23 protein-coding genes are annotated in these 21,770 nt (G+C 69.5%); 9 read left to right on the top strand and 14 right to left on the bottom strand.

Annotation, left to right across the window (positions count from 1 at the left end):
* Positions 1–30: 30 nt before the first annotated feature.
* On the bottom strand, positions 31–774 hold the full coding sequence (locus BMZ45_RS01860) for an SDR family NAD(P)-dependent oxidoreductase (protein ID WP_091631755.1): 744 nt from the start codon (positions 772–774) through the stop codon (positions 31–33).
* On the opposite strand from BMZ45_RS01860, the gene BMZ45_RS01855 reads away from it, so the two are divergent.
* The gene (locus BMZ45_RS01855) at positions 755–1,768 is read left to right on the top strand and encodes an AraC family transcriptional regulator (protein WP_343124197.1); all 1,014 of its coding nucleotides are present in this window, start codon (positions 755–757) and stop codon (positions 1,766–1,768) included. The genes BMZ45_RS01860 and BMZ45_RS01855 overlap by 20 nt on opposite strands.
* Positions 1,769–1,854: 86 nt before the next feature.
* Positions 1,855–2,268 carry a hypothetical protein gene (locus BMZ45_RS01850; RefSeq protein WP_057159974.1) on the top strand — a complete coding sequence of 138 codons (414 nt, stop codon included), beginning with the start codon at positions 1,855–1,857 and terminating at the stop codon, positions 2,266–2,268.
* Here the strand turns inward: BMZ45_RS01850 and BMZ45_RS01845 are convergent.
* The gene (locus BMZ45_RS01845; RefSeq protein ID WP_254776503.1) at positions 2,262–3,578 is read right to left on the bottom strand and encodes a PQQ-dependent sugar dehydrogenase; all 1,317 of its coding nucleotides are present in this window, start codon (positions 3,576–3,578) and stop codon (positions 2,262–2,264) included. The two genes, BMZ45_RS01850 and BMZ45_RS01845, sit on opposite strands and share 7 nt — an antisense overlap.
* A gap of 302 nt (positions 3,579–3,880) precedes the next feature.
* Here BMZ45_RS01845 and BMZ45_RS01835 point away from each other — a divergent pair, with 302 nt between their 5' ends.
* From BMZ45_RS01835 to BMZ45_RS01805, 7 genes are all read left to right on the top strand, one after another.
* On the top strand, positions 3,881–4,192 hold the full coding sequence (locus BMZ45_RS01835; protein WP_343124196.1) for a DUF6506 family protein: 312 nt from the start codon (positions 3,881–3,883) through the stop codon (positions 4,190–4,192).
* A 91-nt stretch (positions 4,193–4,283) separates the two neighbouring features.
* Positions 4,284–4,754 (top strand): group II truncated hemoglobin, encoded by a 471-nt coding sequence (locus tag BMZ45_RS01830; protein WP_091631739.1) that lies wholly within the window; start codon positions 4,284–4,286, stop codon positions 4,752–4,754.
* Positions 4,755–4,861: 107 nt separating this feature from the next.
* Entirely contained in the window at positions 4,862–5,254 is a 393-nt protein-coding gene (locus BMZ45_RS01825) for a DUF1801 domain-containing protein (protein ID WP_091631736.1), read from the top strand.
* Positions 5,255–5,258: 4 nt separating this feature from the next.
* Positions 5,259–5,609 carry a hypothetical protein gene (locus tag BMZ45_RS01820; RefSeq protein WP_091631733.1) on the top strand — a complete coding sequence of 117 codons (351 nt, stop codon included), beginning with the start codon at positions 5,259–5,261 and terminating at the stop codon, positions 5,607–5,609.
* 139 nt (positions 5,610–5,748) lie between these two features.
* The gene (locus BMZ45_RS01815) at positions 5,749–6,081 is read left to right on the top strand and encodes a hypothetical protein (RefSeq protein ID WP_139215358.1); all 333 of its coding nucleotides are present in this window, start codon (positions 5,749–5,751) and stop codon (positions 6,079–6,081) included.
* A gap of 15 nt (positions 6,082–6,096) precedes the next feature.
* Positions 6,097–6,456 carry a hypothetical protein gene (locus BMZ45_RS01810; protein WP_091631727.1) on the top strand — a complete coding sequence of 120 codons (360 nt, stop codon included), beginning with the start codon at positions 6,097–6,099 and terminating at the stop codon, positions 6,454–6,456.
* A gap of 126 nt (positions 6,457–6,582) precedes the next feature.
* Positions 6,583–7,038: a hypothetical protein gene (locus BMZ45_RS01805; protein ID WP_091631725.1), complete on the top strand. Its 456-nt coding sequence runs from the start codon at positions 6,583–6,585 to the stop codon at positions 7,036–7,038.
* Between the two features lie 94 nt (positions 7,039–7,132).
* Here BMZ45_RS01805 and BMZ45_RS01800 read toward each other — a convergent pair whose 3' ends face one another.
* The 12 genes from BMZ45_RS01800 to BMZ45_RS01745 form a co-directional block, all read right to left on the bottom strand.
* Entirely contained in the window at positions 7,133–9,652 is a 2,520-nt protein-coding gene (locus BMZ45_RS01800; RefSeq protein WP_091631722.1) for a vWA domain-containing protein, read from the bottom strand.
* Between the two features lie 16 nt (positions 9,653–9,668).
* Positions 9,669–11,399 (bottom strand): DUF6519 domain-containing protein, encoded by a 1,731-nt coding sequence (locus BMZ45_RS01795; RefSeq protein ID WP_091631719.1) that lies wholly within the window; start codon positions 11,397–11,399, stop codon positions 9,669–9,671.
* 25 nt (positions 11,400–11,424) lie between these two features.
* Positions 11,425–11,964, bottom strand: a complete 540-nt coding sequence (locus BMZ45_RS01790) for a hypothetical protein (RefSeq protein WP_091631717.1) — start codon at positions 11,962–11,964, stop codon at positions 11,425–11,427.
* A gap of 66 nt (positions 11,965–12,030) precedes the next feature.
* Positions 12,031–16,116, bottom strand: coding sequence for a hypothetical protein (locus tag BMZ45_RS01785; protein WP_091631714.1), 4,086 nt, complete (start codon positions 16,114–16,116; stop codon positions 12,031–12,033).
* Between the two features lie 10 nt (positions 16,117–16,126).
* Positions 16,127–17,731: a baseplate J/gp47 family protein gene (locus tag BMZ45_RS01780; RefSeq protein WP_091631712.1), complete on the bottom strand. Its 1,605-nt coding sequence runs from the start codon at positions 17,729–17,731 to the stop codon at positions 16,127–16,129.
* A 15-nt stretch (positions 17,732–17,746) separates the two neighbouring features.
* Positions 17,747–18,106 (bottom strand): GPW/gp25 family protein, encoded by a 360-nt coding sequence (locus BMZ45_RS01775; protein WP_056183113.1) that lies wholly within the window; start codon positions 18,104–18,106, stop codon positions 17,747–17,749.
* A 14-nt stretch (positions 18,107–18,120) separates the two neighbouring features.
* The gene (locus BMZ45_RS01770; protein WP_091631709.1) at positions 18,121–18,366 is read right to left on the bottom strand and encodes a hypothetical protein; all 246 of its coding nucleotides are present in this window, start codon (positions 18,364–18,366) and stop codon (positions 18,121–18,123) included.
* Between the two features lie 4 nt (positions 18,367–18,370).
* Positions 18,371–18,727, bottom strand: coding sequence for a hypothetical protein (locus tag BMZ45_RS22160; RefSeq protein ID WP_056183119.1), 357 nt, complete (start codon positions 18,725–18,727; stop codon positions 18,371–18,373).
* Between the two features lie 13 nt (positions 18,728–18,740).
* Positions 18,741–19,535, bottom strand: a complete 795-nt coding sequence (locus BMZ45_RS01760) for a phage baseplate assembly protein V (protein WP_091631706.1) — start codon at positions 19,533–19,535, stop codon at positions 18,741–18,743.
* 6 nt (positions 19,536–19,541) lie between these two features.
* The gene (locus tag BMZ45_RS01755) at positions 19,542–20,663 is read right to left on the bottom strand and encodes a hypothetical protein (protein ID WP_091631703.1); all 1,122 of its coding nucleotides are present in this window, start codon (positions 20,661–20,663) and stop codon (positions 19,542–19,544) included.
* Positions 20,664–20,672: 9 nt separating this feature from the next.
* Positions 20,673–20,993 carry a hypothetical protein gene (locus BMZ45_RS01750; RefSeq protein ID WP_139215357.1) on the bottom strand — a complete coding sequence of 107 codons (321 nt, stop codon included), beginning with the start codon at positions 20,991–20,993 and terminating at the stop codon, positions 20,673–20,675.
* Positions 20,994–21,005: 12 nt separating this feature from the next.
* A complete protein-coding gene (locus BMZ45_RS01745) occupies positions 21,006–21,749 on the bottom strand; it encodes a CIS tube protein (protein ID WP_091631698.1) in 744 nt (247 codons plus the stop codon).
* Positions 21,750–21,770: the final 21 nt, after the last annotated feature.

The raw sequence follows: 21,770 nt of genomic DNA, 5'->3' as shown, positions 1-21,770 counted from the left end.
CGCCCATGGGCAACGCACGGTTCGGCCCGCTTATCGGGACTGAGCCAAGGCAAGCGCGTCCGCACCGGCCGGGAAGCGCAATTGCCCGGTGGCGTCGTTCGCGGCGCGCCACACCGTTTGGGCGACATCGGCTTCCGTGGTCACCGCGCCGGGCTGCGCGAAGCCCGCGAACACGCGCTCGGCGAACGGCGCGTAGGCCTCGGGAATCAGGCCCTGCATGCGCGCGCCGCCGTTCTGGGTGAAGGCGGTGGTGGGGCCGTAGCCGGGTTCCACCAGTTTCACCAACACGTCGAAGGCCTCCAGCTCGAACGCCAGCGATCCGGTGAAGCCCTCGATGGCGGCCTTGCTGGCGGTGTAGGCGGCCGCCAGCGGCATGCGTGCCAGCGTCACGCTGGAGGTCACGTTTACGACCACGCCGGAGCGGCGCGCGCGGAACTGCGGCAGCACGGCCTGGGTCATCGCCATCACGCCGAAGGTATTGGTTTCGAACACTTCGCGCACGGTCGCCATCGGTGTGGCCTCGAAGGCGCCGACCACGCCGATGCCGGCATTGTTGACCAGCACGTCGATGGGGCCGGCGGCTTCCAGCGCGGCCGCGATGCTGTCGGGGCGGGTCACGTCGAGGGCGACTACGCTCAGGCGTTGCGAGCGCGGCAGCAGGTCTTCGCGCGGACTGCGCATGGTGGCGACGACGTTCCAGCCCTGGGCATGGAAATAGCGGGCGGTTTCGAGGCCGTAGCCGGAGGAGCAGCCGGTGATCAATGCGGTTTTCATGTGGGTATCCGTAGCGGAGGGGACGGATGCCATCTTGGCGGGCCGTGACAGGACGATCTACTATGAAAAGTCCAATATTCGTTTGCGAGAGTCCGAAATGAGCGATCCGTTGGCGGACGTCATCTCGTTGCTGCAGCCGCGCACGGTCTTCGCCAAGCGCATCGGCGGCGCCGGCGACTGGGCCGTGCGTTATTCGGCCTTCGGCCAGCCGAGCTTTTGCGCGGTGCTGGAAGGCCGTTGCCGCCTGGACGTGGACGGGGAACCCACGGCCCTGCTGGAGGCCGGCGACTTCGTGCTGCTGCCGGCCACGCCAGGCTTCACGCTTTCCGGCGGGGCACCGGTGCAGGCGCACCAACTGGACCCGCACCGCGAGGCCGAGCGAACCGGCGAGGTCCGCCACGGCAGCCGGGGCCGGCGCGCGGATGCGCGTCTGTTGGGCGGCTACTTCCTGTTCGATTCGCCGGATGCGTCGCTGCTGGTGCCGCTGCTGCCCGCGCTGGTGCACATACGCGGCGTCGAGCGCCTTTCCACCCTGGTGCGTCTGGTCGGTGAGGAGTCCGGCGAGCGCAGGCCGGGGCGCGAGCTGGTGCTGACGCGATTGGTGGAGGTGCTGTTGATCGAGGCCTTGCGCGCCACGCCCAGCGAAGATGCGCCACCTGGGTTGCTGCGCGGCCTGGCCGATGGGCGGATCGCGCCGGCCCTGCGGCAGATGCACGCGCAGATCGCGCGCGCGTGGACCGTGGAGCAACTGGCGAAGAAGGCGGCCTTGTCGCGCTCCTCGTTCTTCGAGCGTTTCGTGCGTACCGTCGGGTTGCCGCCGATGGAATATCTGCTGACCTGGCGCATGGCCGTGGCCAAGGATCTGCTGCGCCGCCAGGAGCTGGGGCTGGCCGAAGTGGCCGAGCGTGTCGGCTACGGTTCGGCCAGCACTTTCAGTACGGCCTTCAGCCGCCATGTCGGGCAGGCACCGGGCCGGTACGCGCGGGCAGTTTAGTCGCCGCCGAGCGTGCGGTCGAACGCGGGCGGTGAGGTCGGCTGTGCGGGCATACTGCATCGGGGCAGTCGGCTTTCGACCTGGAGATGAAGACCTTGGACCAGAACGATCCTTATCGACCGCCGGCCGCTGCGGTCGGCCCTGCGCCGTACCAAGCCGAGGGCTGGCGTACCAGCGTCCTGATCCTCGTGCTGCTGCAGTTGTTGTTCTATGCCTTCAACGCGGCATCGGGTCTGCGCGCCGTGCAGGCCGGCGAAATCAGCGCCGTCGCTTTCCTGGCTTCGGTCAGTGCCGCGGTCTGCTTGCTAGCCGGTGCCGTGATGCTGTGGCTCAGGTCTAGGGCCGGGATTTATCTATTCGCGATTTCGGCGTTGTCCGCGGGTGTCGCGTTGTTGCTGGTGCCCACGCGGACCGGCGTCACCGGCCTGGGGATCGCGGTGATCGCCAGTTTGGTCTGTTTGCGCGCCACCGCACCACGCAAGGCCGCGAATCCTCAGTAGGGCCTGGGCGTGAGTTTCAACAGCCGCACATTGCCGCCGTCCTCCAGCACCCAGATCGCGCCGTCGGGCCCTTGCTCGACTTCGCGTATGCGTGCGCCCATCGGGTAGCGCTTGTACTCGCGCGCGCTGGTGCCGTCGAACTGGATACGCACCAACGCCTGCGAAGCGAGGCCGCCAATGAAGCCCTGGCCGCGGAAGTAGGGGAACAGGTCGCCGCTGTAGATGATGAAGCCCGCGGGCGCGATCACCGGCGACCAATAAGCCTCGGGCGCGTTGAATTCCGGGCGGGTCGGATGATCGGGAATCGGCGTGCCGTCGTAGTGATCGCCGTTGGACACGATGGGCCAGCCGTAGTTGGTGCCGCGCTCGATCAGGTTGAGCTCGTCGCCGCCGGCCGGCCCCATCTCGTGGGTCCATAGGCGGCCGGCGCCGTCGAAGGCGATGCCCAGCAGGTTGCGGTGGCCCAGGGTCCAGACCTGCGATGCGACGCCACCCACGCCGACGAAGGGGTTGTCGGCCGGGTTCGAGCCGTCGTCGTTGAGGCGGATCAGCTTGCCCAGGTTCTGCTGCATGTCCTGCGCGGGATCGAACTTCTGGCGGTCGCCCGAGGTGATCCACAACTTGCCGTCGCCGCCGAAGGCCAGGCGATGGCTGTAGTGGCCTTCGCCGGTGACCTTGGGCGTCTGCCGCCACAGCACTTGCAGGCCCGAGAGGCTGCCGCCGTTGCCATCGGCATTGAGCGTGAGCTGCGCGCGCGCCACGGCCGCACCGCGCGTGCTGTTGGGGCCGGCTTCGGCGTAGCTGAGGTAGACGTAGCGATTGCTGGAGAACTGCGGATGCAGCACCACGTCGCCCAGGCCGCCTTGTCCACCGTAGGCCACGGTCGGCAGGCCGCTGATTTCGGTGGTCTGCTTGGTGGCGGTGTTGAACAGCCGCAGGCGGCGGTTTTTCTCGGTCACCAGCAGGCGGCCGTCGGGCAGGAAGGTCATCGCCCAGGGCTCGTTGAAGCGGCCGAACTCGGTGGCGACGAACGGCGGATCGGGTTCGACGGCGGGACGGTTGGGGCCGCCCTTCATTACCGCCGGCTCGGCCAGGGGCTGCGCCGACGCGACCGGCGCGATCGGTGCGGGAGTCGATTCGGCGGTTGGCGTCGGAGGCGCCTCCGACGTCCGCACTGCGAGCGCCACCGGAGATCGCGTACGCGTCGTCTCCTGGGTGCCGCCGGCCTCTCCGCGTGCGTCATGCGCCATCGGCGTGCAGGCCGAAGACAGCACCATGATCGCCAACGCCGTCGTCAGGGACTTGGTCATGGGGGACTCTCGCAGCTTCGATGGGCTCTTTTAGCGCAGGGCGGGGTCAGAAGACGTGATGGCTGCGGCGCTTTCGCTTCATCCTTTCACCCAAGCCCGGAGGCCGCCGATTCAGCGACGCGCTGACCGGTCGTGAAACGACGGTCGGCCCGCCATCCATGCGCACTTCACCGCAGGTCCGAACTCGGGCAGGGTGCACTCCAGCCAGGTGTCGGATTCCGGTAACGGGAATTTCAAGATCGGACCGATGCCCGGCCGGGTCTGTGGCTGTCGCCACGCATAGCGCCGCATAGGCAGGGAGGGTGGTAGTGATCAGCTGGGCATTCATATTCGAAGCGCCAGAAATGGATTCCGCCGTCGACCGCATGGTCGTCGAACGCGGCGGCGTACGCACCGTCATCGTCGGCGTGCCGGAGCAGGCCGCGGTGGTCGCCGTCGCGGTGGCCCTGGTCGAGGAGGGCGCGCAGTTCATCGAGCTCTGCGGCGGCTTCGATCCGATCTGGCCGGGGCGGGTGATGGAAGCCACCGGTGGACGTGTCCCGGTCGGGGCGGTGGGCTACGCGGGCGGCGCTTCCGTGACGCGGTTGGCGGAGATCTTCGCTCCGCGTGCGTAAGCGCGCGGACTTGCTCTAGCATGCGCGGGTCCCGGCGCCGCGCGTGGCCGGATCCGCCGGGCGCCGGTGCGCCAGCCCATAGCGAGCGAACATGCAGACCACCGACGTTCCGACTTTGTACGAGTGGCTGGGCGGGATCGAAGCGCTCAACCGCCTGACCGTGCGCTTCTACGAACACGTGCGCGCGGATGCGCTGCTGGGCGAGGTCTTCGCGCATATGGGCGCGGATCATCCGGCCCACGTCGCGGCGTTCCTGGCCGAAGTGCTGGGCGGCCCGGACGACTACTCGCGCAAGCACGGCGGGCATCCGCAAATGATCCAGCACCACCTCAATCGGCACCTCGGACAGGAGCAACGCCGGCGCTGGGTCGGCCTGTTGCTGGAGACTGCGGACGAACTGGGCATGCCCGACGATCCGGAGTTCCGATCCGCCCTGGTGGGGTACCTGGAATGGGGCTCGCGCCTGGCCGTAATCAATTCGCAGCCCGGCGCCACCGTCGACGCGGATGCGCCCATGCCGAAGTGGGGCTGGGGCGAGGTCAAGGGGCCGTACACCGGCTGAGCCTGCCAAGGCCGGGCCGACGGCCGGCGTGGAGTCGCGGCGACGTTCGGCTGGTTCGATAGCATGCAGTTTGCCCTGTCCGACTTTGGCCGCTCCGGGAGCCCACGATGCAGAAGATCAAGCCCGCCGAAAGTCCCGATGCCTACATCGCCGCACTGGACGGTTGGCGACGCGAGCTCGCCGAACGCCTGCGTGCGGGCGTGCTCGGCGCGGCGAAGCTGGAAGAAGTGGTGAAGTGGGGCCACCTGGTCTATTTCAGCAACGGCCCGGTGCTGCTGATCCGCGTCGAAGCGCAGCGGGTCTTGTTCGGCTTCTGGCGCGGCAAGCGCCTGCTGGAGATCGAGCCCCGACTCAAGCCGGGTGGCAAGTACGAGCTGGCCACTTTGGATCTACGCGAGGGCATGACGATCGCGGCCACTACCGTGCGCAGGCTGACCAAGCAGGCGGTGGCGTTGAACCATAGCGTGGGCGATCCCACGCGTGCGAGCAGGGACGGGTGAGGCGATGAATCAGCTGTTCCTACTCAACCTGCAGATCGGCCGCGGCCAGAATCGCGAGATGCCTTCGCACTTGGCCGGCGCCTTCGTCGCCGTCTACGTAGCGGCAGCCAATCATGAAGCGGCGTTGGTGCAGGGCGTGGCGCAGATCCAGGCGCGCGACTACGAGTTCATCGATTTGGCCGACGGCAAGGTCCATCAGCTGGACCCGCTGCAATGGGACGAGTACGTGGCCGGGGTGTGGCCCGAGTTCCGCGAGCATTTTCCGACTCAGGCCGAGGTCATGGCCGGTCTGGCGTCGCCCGATTGGGTGTGCTTCGGGCCGTTTGCGGCTTACGAGCCATCCGCGCCGAACTGAGCTCAGCATTGACCGTTGGCGTGCTGCCGCGCAGGATGCGCGGCGTGCCAGGGGTTCTGGCGACTTGGCCGCGGTCGGCGGCGAACGGGTTCTTGCGCTGCATCGCAGTGGAAAGAGCCGACGCATCGGGGTCCTATCGTTGAGCGCCATCGTCTGTCCGCACTGCGGCAAGCACCCGGCATCGGGACTGTATCGGTTCATGCCCGGAGTCTCGTTCGTGCGCGGCAGGTTCGAATGCAGCGAGTGCTCGGGACTTTCCATATTCTCCGGCAGAGCCTCCATCATTGCCTGCATCGCTTCGTTGGGGACGATGATGCTGACGCTGTGGGCTGTGCGCTGGTCTGGAGACGGCAAGCTCTCCCTTGCCTTGTACCTGGTCTTGCTCGCCGGAGTGATCGTGCTGCACCAATTGGTGTCGGCCTCGGTTCTGCGCCGATATGCGCGGTTGCTCGCGATCGACAGCGAAGACTGATCGGAGAACGGATCGATGCGCCTTACCAAAATACTGTTCGGTCTCTCCGACCTGTGCGCCTGGATGCTGATGACGGTCGCGGTGCTGGCCGTGGTCGCCGTGTTGTTCCTGGGGCCAGGGCCGGACGCGCAGCAGGCCAAGCCGGTCTCGTCGTTTGAGGCGATGGCCTTGTCGCTGCTGTGGATATTGGTGGCGGTGGGCGCCTATCTGCTGACTCGACGCCGGCCGGCGGGTCTGCTGCTGGTGATCCTTCCGGCCTTCCTGTGGCTGTTTCAGGGCGAGGTGCTTCCGGCCCTGATTTACGCGGCCTTCGCCTTGCTGGTGTTCGCGACGCCGCTGGTCCTGGTCTGGCGCGAGGTACGCCGCGGCGCCTGACCTCAGGGATCGCGCCAAGCCGCGGTTAACTCGGCCGCCGGGCGCGCCGCCGACGAGCGGTAGCGCCTCCCCTCGTGATTCTGTGTTTGCCTTGTCTGCGCGGATGCGCCCACAAGGAGGCCAGGCATGAAAGCGCGAACCAAGGCGCGAGCGGCGCTCGCGATGTCGATCGGGCTGGCGGCACTGTTGGCAGTGCCCTTGGCCACGGCTCAACGCAGTTGTGCGGAGCTGGTCGATTGCGCGGAAGGGACCATCGCGACGGGCGAGCCGCCCCAGTGCGGCTGCGAGAAGGCGCCGCCGCCGCGCACGCCCCTGACCTGCGAAAACAACTTCGGCTGCGCCGAAGGCAATCAGATCGGCGTCGGCGAATGGCCGGAATGCGGTTGCCGCGACCTGAGCACGCCGCAGCCGGCGCCAGGCGACGCGCCGCCGCGCACCGACCGCAGCCCGGGGCCGCTGGACAGCCTGGGCGGCGTGGACACCTGCAAGCAATTCCTGAAATGCGCACCGGGCTTCGAGATGCTGCTGTGGAACGGGCGCTGCGTATGCGGCGAGACCATGCTGCCGCCGCCGGTGCGGTGATCCCGTGCGCATGCGGACGATGCAAACGAAAACGCCGCGATAGCTCGCGGCGTCTTCGTATCCGAAGGGCGCGGCTCGCGCGCCCCAGGACGGCTTACTTGCGCCGCATCAGCAGGATCAGCACCAAGAGCACCAGCAGGGCGATCAGCCAGACCCACCACTGCTGCCAGATCGGCTTGTCGCCGTCGCCGGTGAGCTTGCCGCCGCCGCCCTTGCCGCCGGTACCGACCGCGTCGGGCAGGGTCAGGGTCTGGCCGTCGATGCGCAGCACCGGCGGCGCCAGGCCCTTCTTGTTGTAGCCGATCACCAGGCTGTAGCTGCCGTCGAGGTTGTCGGTGACATCGCCAACGATGCCGCCTTCGAAGGGCTGCACGAGCTGGAAGCTGGTCGACTTGCCGGGACCGACGCGGTTGCCCTTACCGTCGACCGGCGTCAGGGTCAGCTTGATGCAACCGCCCGCGTAGGTGGAGGGGCAGGGACGCGCGGGTTCGTGCTTGATGGTCTTGGCGGTGGCGGCGGCATCCGGCGCCACTTGCACGTAGTGGTCGGTAGTGAACACGCGGGTGAAGGCGCCGTTGTCCGAACTGGTGCTGTCGATGCGGTAGGTCACCTGATACACGCCCTCGGCCAGGGTGGCCGGGTACTCGCCGGTATAGACGCCCGGGCTGGTTTCCTTCAGCTCGATGCCCTTCTCGGCGCCGAGTTCCAGCGCTTTCAGGATCTTGTCGCGCTGCGCCGGGTCGGCCAGCATCGCCTGCAACTTCAAGCCCGAAGCGCTGAGCGCGTCGCCCTGCGGCGCTTCGCCGGCCTTGGCCTTGCCGTCGGAAAGAATGTTGCCCAGGCTGAGCGCGGGGCCGGAGATGAAGGCGCGCACCGTGCCGGCGGGCAGGCCCACCAGCGGCTTGCCGCCTTCGGTCAGGGTGGCCTTGAGCTGCAGCGGCTCGCCGATGCCGGTCTTGGTCTGGCCGACGTTGTAACGCGAGACGATGCTGGCGTTGTCGCCGATCACGAACAGGTTCCAGTGACCCAGGCCGCGCGGCAAGGTGCGGGCCACGCGCATTTTCCAATCGCCGTCGCTGGACACGCACTTGCCGTGCGCGTCGCAGAACGGCGCGCGCAGGGTCAAGGCGACGTGCTCGGCGCCGCCGCTGACGGTGAAGCGCGGGTTATGCAGCGGATCGAAATCGACACCGTCCTTGCTGAGCTTGATGTTGGGGCGCCCATCGGCCTGGAAGGCCTGGTCCCAACCCAGCAGGATGGTGAAGGCCAGGTCCTTCTTGCTGGTCTTGAAGCTCATGTCCAGCGGCGGCGGTGCGATGGCGCCGGACGGCGCGGCCTGCTCGCCCTTGTCGGTGTGCAGCAGTTCCAGCTTGTCGCCGATCAGGGTGTCGGCCAGCACCTGCAGGAAATACTGGATCGCGCCGGCCGGCGGATTGTCCAGCGTGGTCTCGATGTTGAGCGCGCCGCAGCCGCTGTAGTTGGCGATGTTCTGCAACAACGAGCTCGAATCCGGGTCGCTGGGATCGTCCAGACGCAGGCGGAACGGGCACAGGCTCAGTTGCTTGGTGGCCGGGCGCACCAGGTCGCCGCCGATGGGGCTGTTGTTGGTGTTGATGCGCAGATCCGCGCCGTCCCAGACCAGGAACTTGCTGGTGTTCTGCGCGCCGTCCGTGAACAGCAGCATGGTGTTGTTGAATTCGGCGTTGTCGCCGCCGGTCACCGCCGATTGCAGGTTCTCAATGCCGTCGCCGATCGAGGTGCCGCCGCCGGGCTGATTCGCGGGCAGGTCGATGGCGGTCAGGACCGCATCCAGAGTGGGGGTGGTCATCGCGGCGATGCCGCCGGTATTTTTGGCGTCGCTATCGAAGAACACCACACCCAATTTATCGGTGGGCAACTGATAGGCCTTGGCGACCGATATCATCTGCTCGGTCGCGCGCCGCAGTACTTTCCAGCGCCGGCAGTCGGGATTGGGCGAGTACAACGCGCCGCAGACCGGATCGCCGTTGAGCTTGGACGACCAGGCCATGGAGCCGGACTTGTCGAACACCAGCACCAGGCGCGCGGGCAGGCGCGACAGCGGCGGACCCGCGGCTGGCGCGGGTTTCGCCGGGATCACCGTGTCGCTGTCGTAGGGATCGACGGTGTTGCCGCCGCCGCTGGCGGTGATGCCGGTGGCGGTGACGCGGATGTCGCCTGCGAGCATGCCGAGATGGAAAATCTCCAGCGTGTCGACCTGGCCGGCGGTATTGATGATGCGGAAGGTACAGGTGCCGCCGTTGGTGCCGCTGAGCACCGGCACGCCGGCGTTGAAAGTGCAGTTGATCATCGGGCCGCCGGTCTTGGCGCGCAGCTGCACGGTCGCGGCGGCGCCGTTGAGCGGGTACACGGCCAGATCGTCGGACAAGTAGAAGACCTTGATCGACTTGCTCGAGTTCGGGAAACCGAGCGCGTTGGTGAACGGCACCCAGGCATCGCCGGTGCCGTTGAGCTTGGGCTCGGAGGTGCTGGCGGCGGTGACGTTGGGACTGGCCGTAGCCGCCACCGCGTCGGTGCCGACGAACAGGGCGAGCATCATCGCCCAGGCCCGCCATAGCGGAAGTTGACGTTTCATGAGGAGCTCCTTTCGCTCAGATGTGCTGGACCAGGCCGACCTGCTGGAGCAGGGCGCCGTTCTGGATGTAGAGGCCGGCGTTGCCGGCGGCGTCGACCGCGAGACTGGGGAAGCGCGCGGTCTGCTGCGGCGGCAGCAGTTCGCGGGTTTCGGTTACGCCGAGCACGAGCCGGCGCGCGCGCAAGGTGCTGAAGCCGGGCGCGCTCACGGTGGAATAGAACAGCCACAGCGAGCCGTCGGCGGTGTAGCCCGCGGCCAGGTCGATGAAGGTGGTGACCGGGACGGTCAGGGTGGAGTCGGTGAAGTTGGCTTCCCAGGCGTTGGCGATGAAGCGCTTGGTGAACACGCTCCAGTTCGGGCCCATGGGATTGGGCTCCTGCACATAGACCAGTTGCGGCGCGCCGGTGGGATCGATGGTGATGGCGTGATCGCCGGGCCGCACCATGGTGCCGGCGTTGGTGACCGCGCCGGCGGCGCCGCCCAGGGGATAGCGCACGCTCTGCGCGGTGAACACGCCGGCGGTGTCGCGGCGCCAGACCACGATGATGGTGCCGGTCTGATCGGTGACCGCGCTGACCTGGGAGTTCTGATCGATCGAGTCGACCAGTTCCTCCGGGCCCCAGGCGCCGGTGAAGGCGCGGCTGAAGATGCGGTTGTTGCCGGACAGCGCGGAGTAGAACACGCGGATCGTGCCGTTGGATTGCGCGGCCGCCGCCAGGCTGCTCACGCTGAGCACGCCGGTGAACTGGAAGGCGTCGGCGGGCGGCGTCCACACGCCGGCGATGCGTCGGCTGAAGGACAGGAAGCGGTTGGGGCCGTTCACCCGCACCCAGAACACCCAGGGCACGCCGCTGGAATCGATCACCGCGGTCGGGGTGTTGTAGGGGCCGGCGTTGAGCACCGTGGTCGGCCCGACCGCGGCCGGGCGTTCGCGCAGCATGGCGTTGATCACGTCGCGCATCGGATACGGCAGCTGCGGCACGCCGCTGCCGTTGACCGAATAGCCGCCACCGAAGGTGTCGGACAGCACTTGGTTGAAGTCCATCTGCGACGGCAGCGAGATGCCGCGGCGGCGGCGATCGACCACGGCCGGCGCGTCGATGATGCCGGCCGAGGTCTGGGTGATCGTGGCCAGTGCGGCGTAGCTGTGGCCGGCGATGAAATCGGGGTCGCCGTTGACCGGCGGCGCGGCGCCGGTGCGCACGCGCACCGCCCATTCGCGACGCAGGCGCGAGCAGGTCTCGGTGCCCAGGCCCGGCAGCACCAGCGCCGGATCCTCGGCCAGCGTGACCAGGCGTTCCCACACGTCCAGATACACCGTGAGCGTGCGCGTGGCCGGCGCGATCGGCGGCGCCGGCAGCGCGGCGATCACCGGCACGCCCCAGCTCGCGGCGAGCGCGGCGGCGCCGGCCTGGCCGGCGTGCAGCGGCTGCGCGCTGAAGCCGATGTCGGCGGTGATGAAGGCCTCCATGCCGTCGACCAGCATGCGTCCGGCCTGCAGCGGTTGCGGGCCGCCGCCGGCGACGATGTTGAAGCTGGCGGCGGAATTGGTCGCGGCGATGCGGAAGCCGTCGTTGCCGACCGGCACGCCGTCGCCGACGAACCAGCGTAGGAAGGCGCGCAGCTCGTAGCGACGCATGTCGTCGCCTTCGTTCCAGTCGGCGTCGGCCAGGGGCACGCCCTGGGCCAGGCGCACGCTGACGTAGCGGCGGATCGGATCGAAAGTGTTGGGCGAGATGATGGCCATGGCGTGTCCCCGTCGTGTGGTCGTGTCAGAACACGAGCCAAATGGTGCGTTCGAGCGTGCTGGCCGGGTCTTTGGCGACCACCGGATGGCGCACGAGATTGATCTGCGTCGGCGCGCCGCCGAGTTGGGCGATCAGGCCGAACTCGCGCAGGTTGCCGCTGGCGTGGCTGCCGTTCGGCCACGGCGGTACGTTCGGGCCGAGCGTGGCGACGATTTGCAGACGATTGGTCGGCGTGGCCGAAGGCACCGGCCCGTCCATGAAGGTGAAATCCAGATTCGCCGCCGGCACCACGAAGGGCGAGGGATCCGTAAGTCCGGTTTCGTTGCCGGTCGGCGGCGGTGGCGGCACCTGGTCCCAGGACGCGAGCCCGGCGCCGACCGCCAGGCCCTGGATGCCGAGCGTGGCGCCCGGCGTGCCGCCCATGAAGGCGGCGAGCAGGCGCCGACAGTCGGCGAGGATCGCGTTCTTGGCCCAGCCGCGGTCCCAGATCACGCGCCCGTCGGCGTCGCGCAGCACGTCGCGGTACATGCCTTGCGGCAGGGGCATCCGGGTGTCCGTGTCCATAATTCGATTCCTTCGATGAGCGTGTTCGGTGGTAGGCCTGCTGGATCGCTGCGCGAACGCATGCGCTCAGACCGGCGGTGGGAAGTAGGTGCGGCGGCGCAAGGTGGTCAGGTTGGTCGGATTGGCGCTGACGCTGGCGACCTGGTTGCTCAGCAGCAGTACCCAGTCGGGCAGCGCGGCGCTGGTGGAGTCGGCCAGATCGAGGAACTGTTCGACGAAGGGGTAGTCGTCCAGATAGGAGTCGCTGAGATCCGCGCCCGGCGCGTACAGCACCTCGGTGGTCAGCGACGGCGCCAGCACGATCACCGCGCGCAAGTTGATCGGCAGGAACTCCGCGAGCAGTTGCTTCAGGCGCGCGGCGTTGGCCACGGTCAGCGCCTGGCCGAAGCGGCCGCGCGTCACGTACAAGCCCAGCGTTCCGCGGGTGTAGAACTCGTTGGGCGACAGCGGCGGTTCGTCGTCGCCGCCCAGCGGCCGATGCGGCGTGTACGCGAGCAGGTCGCCCCATTGATGGTGGCGGCTGTTGCGCGCGGTCTCGGCCATGCGCGGAGTGATGGTGTTGCAGTGCCGGCGCAGCGTCGCCGCTTCGGGCACGCGCGTGGGCGCGGCGGTCGGCGCCGCGCCGGCCAGGATCGGCGCCAGCTGATCCAAGGCCACCGATGCGTCGCAGCGGTGCAGCAAGGTCAGGCCGGCCGCGGGCAGGATCACCGGCAGCGGTGCGATGCGCGCGTTTTCGTCCCAGGGCAGGGCGATCGGCGCGGCCGCGACCAGGGCCGCGCTCAAGGACACTTCCCACAGGCTGCGGCCGCCGTTGCGGTCGCTGCTGAAGAACACGCGGGTGCCGCCGCCGCCGAGCGCGAGCGCGGACGGCTGCACATCGGCGGCGCCCGGCGCGGGCGGTGTGGTGACGTCGGCGATCGCGCCCCAGTTCAGCGCCACCGGGTCGTAGCGGCGCGCGCGCAGAGCGCGGCGGTCCTGGCCGGCGGCGCCAGCCAACCAGCGCGACCACAGCAACAGCACCGTGCCGCCGGCTTCGCGCAGCAGATAAGGCTCGCGATCGCCACGCGCGCCGGCCGCCGCGCCACCGTCGCTGATCGCGATCGCGCCCGACCATGGCGAAGACCAGGCGCTGACGTCGTCGCTGGGCAGGCCCTGCGCGCTGCGCACGGCGAGCACCGCGTCGTTGCGATCGATGCGCGCGGCGCCGTTGCCGGTGGCGACCCAGGCGTTGCCGGCACCGTCGACACCGACGGCGCGCGCATCGACGCTGGGCAGGCCGTCGGCCAGCGACCAGCCGCGCCAGGCGCCGTCGGCCGCGCGCCGCCACACGCCGCTGGCGGCGGCGATCCACAAGGCGTTGTCGGCGTAGGCCAGGCCGCGCACGTCGTTGCCGATCGCCAGCGGCGGCGTCAGCGTGGACCACAGGCCGGCGGCGCTGCGTTCGGCGATCCCGGCGGCGGTGGCGGCCCAGACCCGGCCGTCGGCGGCGAGCGCGACATCGCGCACGTCGTCGCTGGGCAGATCGGGCGCGAAGGTATTGGCGAAGCCGAGGTTGCGATCGAGCCGGCTGAGGCCGGCGGCGGTGGCGATCCAGAGCGCGCCGTCCGCGGCCAGCGCGAGCGCGCGCACGTCGTTGTCGGCCAGGCCGTCGCCGACATCCAGGGTGGTGATCGCGCCGTTGGCGGCGACGCGCGAGAGGCCGGTGTCGGTGGCGACCCACATCGCGCCGTCGTCGGTCTGCAGCAGGCGGCGGCAGTCGTCGCTGGACAGGCCGTCGCCGATGTCGAAGGCCTGCCAGGTGAGGTTGCCGCGGCGGCGCGCGACGCCGGCGTCGGTGGCGACCCACAGCGCGCCCAGGCCGTCGACCAGGCAATGGCGCACGTTGTCGCTGGGCAAGCCGTCGGCGCTGTCGAGCACGTTGATCGTGCCGTTCTCGGCGCGCAAGGCCAGGCCGTTGACCGTGGCGATCGCATCGAACGCGCCCAGCCAGGCGCTGGCGCGCAGACGCCAGCGGCCGTCCGCGTGTTCGCTCCAGGCCAGCACGGCGCCGTCGCCGGAGGCGAGCGCGCTGAGTTCGGTCGGGCGTCCCGGCGTGAGCGCGGGCAAGGTCTGCGCGGGCGTCAGATCGAGGGTGTCGTCCCAACTGCCGAAGCTGGGCGCGGTGGCGTGGGCGAAGCCGAGCGCGCGTGCGGTGCTGGACAGCGCGAGGTCCACCGACAGGCGCGCGGTCGGTCCGACGGCGGTGCTGGTCAAGCGGATCGAACCGTCGCCGGCCGGGCTGGCGACAGCCTGGGTGAACTGCGCGTTCATCGCCGCGATCACTTCGGCCGTGGTCGCAAGCGAGGGGTTGGCGTAGTCGATCGCGTTGACCTGGAACACGTCGTTGGCGCCGGCGGTGCGCAGGGTCAGTCGGGTACCGACCACCAGGCGGAAGCGCGGCAGCTGGCGGCCTTGCAGTACGGCGGGCAAGCGCGGGCGCGAGCTGCCCAGGCTCCAGCGCACGCGCGCGTTGGCGCTCTCGGCCGCTTCGACGCGGGCCAGGAACACGCGGCCGTCGGCCAGGGTCGCCGCGGCCGGGTGCGCGACCGCGGCATCGTCGCCAGGTCGCGTCGACAGCAGGCGGGTGGCGCCGCGCCATTGGCCGGCGTCCCAGGTCTTGCAGACCAGACCGCCGTAGGGCGCGCGCTCGCCTTCGCGTTGATCCGGGTCCGGCGCGCTCGCGGCGTCGCTGGCGAACACGCGCACGCGGCCCAGCGCATCGGCGGCGGCGGCGAGACGATCGCCGCCGGCTGCGTCCAGGGTCAGCGCTTCGCTTTCGCGCGCGCTGACGTTGATCTGCGATTCCGGACCGACGCTGCGCGTGCGCAGCCGGACCTGGCCGCCGACCGCGTCGGCGACGATGTCGCTGGCGACCGCCGCGATCGCGGCCGCGACTTCGGCTGCGGTCGCCGCGGCCGGATTGGCGAAGGCCGACGCGCCCAGCCGCACCCGGAACGAGGCGCCGCCGTCGACGGCGATGCTGAGTTCGGCGCCGGGGAAGATCGCGTAGGGGCCGGCGACGTTGCCGACCAGGGTCGCCGGCGCCGGGCCGACGCCGAAGGCTTCGTCGTTGCCGGCGCCGAAGCCGAGCAGGGCGGCCGCATCCAGCGGCGAGCGCCAGCTGGCGCCGGCCGGCACGCTCGCATGGATCTGGTAACGCGGCGCGTGGTTGCTGCGCGCAAGGTGCTGCACGAACTCGGCCGTGCGCGTGGTCCAGCCGGTGTAACGCGTGACCAGGGCGCCGACCGACGTCACCGTGCCCACCGATTCGTACAGGCGCGGCGTGGCCTTGAGTTCGTTGCGCGCCAGCGGCAGCGCGTCGGCATCGCCCAGGCGCCAGCCCAGCCAACCGGCCAGTTGCGGCAGGCGGCGGCCGTCGACGCGGTCGATGTCGTGCAGGTCCCACAGGTTCTCGGCCGAACTGCGCGCACTGTCCATGGACGCGCCGTAGACGTCGAGCAGGCGCCGCAGCTGGCCCGAACGCGCCGCCATTTCCGGGATCGCCTCCGAACCCGGCGTGGTCGGGCGCAGATTGACGTCGAACTGGCGGTGCACGGCCGGCAGCAGGTCGTACATGGTGCGGTTGAGGCCGTGCGGCGCGGCCGGCGTGGCGATCGCGCGATAGCGCTGGGCTTCGACCGGATCGAAGGCGGCGCTGAACAACTGGTAGTAGCAGGCGTCGCCAGGCGTCAGCGACAGCGGCGCGTCGCCGCCGTCGACGATCTCGATGCGCCGGCGCAGCGGCTGGCCGTCGGCGCCGTAGGTGGTGGCGACGATGCGGCGCACGCGTTCCAGCGGCTGGCCGCCGATGTCCTGGGCGACGCTGATCGCCTCGAACACGATGCGCTCGGCGCCGTCGCGCTCTTCCCAGGCCGGCAGGTCGATCACGCTGATGCCACCGCCGGGAATCGGCGGGAACGCGGCGCTGTCGTAAACCAGGTAGGGATCGGGCGCCAGCGGCGGCTGCGGGAACTCGAAATCGCGGGTCTTGCGCCGCAGCGTCTGCCGCGGCGCGTCGGCCAGCGTCTCGCCCGGACCCGGCGTCAGCGTCCAGCACACCCGCACGCGGCGGGCGACCAGATCGGAGGCTGCGTTGAAGCGGTCGATGATCACGCCGGCCCCCTCAGCCGATCTGCAGGCTGAGTTCGAGCTGCGACAGCACCGGCAGCTCGTAGGGCCCGACGTCGACGCGGCTGGCGACCGCGCTGCGCGAGATCAGGGCGTTGCGGATGAAGTCCGGCAGCTCGGCCATCGACGGCAGGTCGTAGCGGCGCAGATCGTCGTCCAGGGTCGAGGCGGGCTGATCGGCGCGATTGAAGCGGTAGATGTCCAGCGACAGCACGCCGGGGATCGCCTCGATCAGCGCGAACAGATCGCTGGGGTACAGGGCCTGGCCGAAATCGACCGCGTCGTAGGCGAGGTAGCGCGCGACCGTGTCGGCGATCTGCTGGCGCAGCGGATCGGCCTGGTAGCGCGCGTCGTAGCGCACCGTCATCGCGATCGCGACCGGCGCCGGGCTGGCGTCGAGCACGCGCAACTGGGTGCCGGCCATGCGCTTGTCCTCGAAGTAGGCCAGCAGCGCGGTGCGCAACGCCTCCGGCACCGGACGCCAGCTGTCGCCCTGCGGCGCGACGATCAGGTCGATCTGGTTCCAGTTGCGGCTGCGCGCGCGCGCCTTGGCCACGCCGCCGGCGTGGTGGGCGAGGGCGACGCAGTCGTCGGGCGTGACCGCGCGGCGGCCGCTGCGATAGACCATGGGCCCGTTGCGCACCGCGACTTCGCTGCTTTCCGAGGCGCTGCCGCCGGCGGCCGGGGCCGGGTTGGTGACCGCCAGCAGGTTGGGCAGCACGGTGACCGCGCGGGTGATGGTATTGGCGGACACGTTGGCGCGCACGCCGCCGCCGACCCGGCAGGTCGCGCGCACGTTGTTGGTCCCGCGCGGCGGCACGCGTCCGAACACGTTGTCGCCGAACAGGATGCTGCAGGCGTCGTTCTCGTCGAACTGGCAGATGTAGTCGCGCGAGTCGCGCGTGGACAGCAGGGTACGGCCGTCGGGACCGGTGCTATAGAGGAAGTTGTCGCGGCGGTCCCAGCGCACCCAGCCCGCGCCTTCGTCGACTTCGACCACCAGGCTTTCCAGGATCGGTGGCTTGTGCGGCAGGCGGAAACTCTGGTTGGGCTCGCCGCTGGACGAGCCCAGCAGGGTCGGCGGCAGGCTGCGGCTGTGCGAGACGGGCAGCACGAACTGGGCCTGGCCGGCGACCGCGCCGGGCAGCACCTGATCCGAATGCAGATCGATGGACAGCGCCGGGCCGAGGTATTCGAAAGTCGCCGGATCGTCGCTGGGCTGGGTGGCGATGAACTGCGCGCCGCTCGGGATCGCGATCACCGCCGGCCCCACCGGCACCGAGAAGGTCAGCAGCAGGTCGGCGCGCGCCGGCAGCGGCGGGGTGGGTTCGTAACCGATCAGGCGCAACAGCTGCAGCACGCTGCGGCGTTCGCGCGCGGTGCCGGGAAACAGCTCGCTGGCGATGCGGTCCTGGTAGTACAGGATCACGTCGCCGACGTAGGCGACCATGTCGGTCAGCACCACGCCCAGGTCGGACGGGGTGTGGTCGGTCCACTCGGGCAGGCGCAGGCGCGCCAGGTCCAGCATGGCGCGGCGCAGGGACGCGTAGTCCTTGTTGGTGTAATCGATCGCCGGCGGCAACGGATCGGTGACGGCCATGACGGCGCTCCTTGCTCAGGCCAACGGGACCAGCAGCGAATCCGTGCTGGGTTCGCTGGTGTGGGTGTAGTCGAGGCGCACGTACAGCTCGGCCTCGCGGCGTTCGAAGGCGACGTTGGTGACCAGCACGCGCGGTTCCCAGGCCAGCAGGCATTCCTGCAGCTGGCGCTTGACCAGGGTGGCCATGACGTCGTCGTTGGGGTCGTGCACCAGCGAGTGGATGCGGGTGCCGTACTCGCGCAGCATCACGCGCTCGCCGAAGCGCGTGGCCAGCAGTGCGCGAATGTTCTGGCGAATCTTGTCCTGACCGTTGGCGCGCTGCACGCCGCCGTCGGAAAGGGCGAAGGGAAAGGCGAAACCCATGACGTTGTCCATGTCGCTAATGCTCCTCAGCTCAGTCCGACTTCGCCGGTTTGGGTGGCGGTTCCTATCGGCACGTTGCCGTTATCACGTACTTGCGACTGCACACCGGTCACGCGCGCGCCGCTGACGTAGGCATGGACGACGTCGGCGATGGCCTTGGCCATCGCGTCGGCGGCGTCGTCGCCGCTCCATTCCTCGTCCACACCCTTCTGGAAATTGGTGCGCAAAGTCGCGGCCAGCGTCGATTCGAGCGTGTTGCGGTCCAGGGCCATGGCATCAGTCCAGGGGGCAGGGCGGCAGGGTGGGCAGCGCCGGCAACGCGGGCAGCGAAGGCGGCACGGGCAGCGGCGGCAGCGGCGGCAAAGTGATCGCGATCGGCAAGGTCGGCAGCGTCAGTCCCGGCAGATCCGGCAAGGCCGGCAACTCCGGCAGCGCCGGTAGCGAGGGCGGCACCGGCAGCGGCGGCAAGGGCGGCAGGGTGATCGCGATCGGCAGCGTCGGCAGTGCCAATCCCGGCAGGGACGGCAACGCGGGCAGCGCCGGCATCGACGGCAACGCGGGCGGCAGCGGCAGCGGCGGCAGCGGCGGCAGCGACAGCGGGATCGGCAGTTCGGGGAAGCTGCAGCGGCTCATGCGCGCGGTCTCCTCACTTCACCAGCACCGAAGCGCTGAAGTGCTGCTGCGGCACCAGCATCGCCGGTGGCGTGGCCGGACCGGTCGGGCCCATCGCCGATGGATGGGTGTGGAACATGAACTGCTTCCACAGGATGTCGAACTGCTTGGCCAGCAGGGTCGGTTCGCTGGCGCCGGAACCCACCGATACCGTGGTGCCTTCGAGCAGGATGTTGGCCGCGGTGATGCGCACGGTGTCGCCGGTGAGATCGAGGCTGGCGCCGTCCTTGTTCATCAGCACCACGCCATCTGCGTTCATCGCCAGCACGTGGCCCTGCTCGGACATCAGCGAGGCTTCGCCCTTGTCGGCGTTGAGATAGAGGGTGGAGCCGCTCTTGTTGGAGACCACCACGCTGCCCTTGTCGTCGATGGCCAGGAAGGAGTTGTCCTTGTGGCGGATCACGACCTTGGCGGCGCCGTCGGTGTCGTTGAGCTCGATGGTGTGGCCGCTGACGGTCTGGATCACGCGGTTGTCGGGCGGCGTGACCCGGCTCTCCTCCGGCGTGGCGGTCTTCGGGTACCAGGTGCCGACCCAGATCGCGAACTCGGGATCGCCGCCTTCGAATTCGACCCAGACCTTGGCGCCCACCGGCGGCACGAAGAAGTGGCCGTAGGGGAAGCAGGGGCGCGCGTTGACCGCGAGCTCGGTGCCGAAGATCGCCGGCACGTTGACCAGGATGCAGCCCTGCTTGTCCGGGTCCTCGTTGCCGGTGACGGTGCCGCTGTATTTTCCGTACCAGCGTTCGGCGTGGCGGTGGATGGCGTTCATGGCGTCCTAGCGGGTGAGTTCGAATTCGGAGGTGTAGCCCGGCGACATCCCGCCGCCGGAGCTGGTGCGCACCGTGTGCTTGACCTTGCGCACGTACCAGCGCCCCGCGCCCCAGCCGCTGATGCCGGTGACGTCGACCGCGCCCTTGGCGCGCAACATCACCGTGCCCACGCAGGCGCCGCGAGCGGTGAAGCCCAGCGCCATGGTCGGGTCCTGGGCGGCGTCGCTGGTCGCGCGCGCGGCGCTGGAGGGCGTGCCCGGGGTGAAGGTTTCCGGGCGCTGGCTTTGCGGCGTCTCGGTGGCTTCGCCGGCGACGCTGAGCGCGCTGTCCAGCGCCGGGCCGCCGGTTTCGGCGACGGTCTCGCTGGGCGCGTGCGCGGGCTCGGCCGGCGGCGGCGGCGCGGTGGTGGTGATGGTGTCGCCGGTGAGCGGGTCCACGGTTGCGGTGTTGCGGCGCGGCGAGGCCGAACTGGCGGTGCGTTCGTAGGAAAAACGGGTAATGCGCCCGGCCATGCCGGTCGCGGCCAGGGTGCCCATGGCCTCGCCTTCGGTGAGGCGTGCCAAGGGAATGAAGTAGAACTTGGAGGCGCCGCCGTTGTATTCGACGAAGGCGCGGCAGGAGTAGCGGCGCGCCAACAGCACGATGAAGTCCCAGTCGTTCTGGGTGGTCTGGCGCAGCGGCGCGGCCTCGGTGAATTCCGGATCCGGGCTGGGCTCGATCTGGCCGACCGCGATGCCGGTGGTGGGCTCGCGGGTGACGATGGCGCGCAGGATCGAACTCAGCGTGCCGACGTGGTGGGTGGCGCGGAACGGGCGCTTGCGGATGCGGTAGGACAGGTCCAGCGCGGTGATGGTGAGCTGCTTGGGATTGCAGCCCGCGGCCGCGTTCGCGATCTGAGTGACTTCGCCTTCGAACAACACCGCGTGGTTCTCGCCCCAGCCCAGGTCGACCAACAGAGTGTTGCCCTCGCGCGGCGCTTCGCTGCCGCTGCCGCTGGGGTCGTTGAGCACCACCACCGCCTTGTCGATCAGGCGATCGTTGTCCTCGACCTCGGCACTGCGCACATTGGCGCTGATGTCGATGCCCTGCAGGTGCACGCGCTTGTACGGCTGGCGGCTGTCGCTCATGGCGCGTCCTCAGAAGCGCCGGTCGCGTTCGACCAGGCCCGGCGCGCTACCGCCGGAGGCGATGTCGAGCTTGTCGCCCGGGCGCCACTCCAGCGGGAAACGCAACGGGTTGGCGTCGGCCAGGCGCCACCAGCCTTCGCTGGAGCCCTGATAGCGCCACGCCAGATACTCCAGCGACTCGGCGCCGGTGACCAGATGGGCGTAACGCGCCGAACTGGCGGGCACGCCTTCGTGTCGACGGATCGGCAGGCCGGTGCGCGGCTCGCCGTCGGCGTCGGGGGCCTGCATCGGCGCCAGACGGGCGTATCGCGATCGTGCGGAAACGGGCATGGGGGCTCCTGCTCAGAGATCGAAGATGTGTTTGATGACCGACGCGCCCGGCAGCACGTTCACGTAGTCCATGCCGTAGCCGGAGCGGCCCATGGTCCGGGCGACGTTGACGTAGCGCTCGATGGTTTCGACCAGCGGCGAAATCGCCTTGGTCTGCTGCTTGAGGCTGACGCTGATCTCGGCGCGCGCGGGCGAGGTGTCGGCGTTGAAGCGGGTGATCTTGATGCTCAGGTTTTCCATCACGCAGTCGGTGTTGATGCCGCCGTAGATCAGCGTGCACAGCGGCGGCGAGAAGGTCTTCTCGAAGCCGCTGCTGATCCACTCCACCAGGCTGCCGACGTCGACGCCGGGATTGACGAAGGAGCGCAGCAGGGCCAGGTCGGGCGAGATGTCGCCGTCGTAGAGGTTGCCCACGTCCGACGTCGCGCCTTCCGGGCGCACCGCGCCGTCGAGCACGAAGTCCAGGGCGAAGGTGCGCGGCTCGCCGCAACCGGCTTCCAGCGGATGCGTGCGCACCAGCTGCGGGCCGAATTCCTTGAGGTCCTCGAGCGCGCCGGCCGGCGCGGTCGCCAGCTTCACGTACCAGGGCTGGCTGGCGCTCATCGCCGCCGAAGTCTTGTCGAAGGCCCAGTTTCCGAAGTTTTCGACATCGGTGTACTTGTAGCCGCGCTTCTCGGTCAGCGATTCGGGATTGAACTGGAAGCGGAACACCAGCGGCGGCAGGCTGTTCCAGCAGGCGAGATATCCGTAGGCCATGGCGCGTCTCCGGTTCCTTGG

It is taken from the genome of Lysobacter sp. cf310 (assembly GCF_900114355.1).
Lineage (GTDB): Bacteria > Pseudomonadota > Gammaproteobacteria > Xanthomonadales > Xanthomonadaceae > Lysobacter.
Note: the sequence above shows the minus strand (reverse complement) of the source record. Positions and strands in the feature narration are given on the sequence as shown.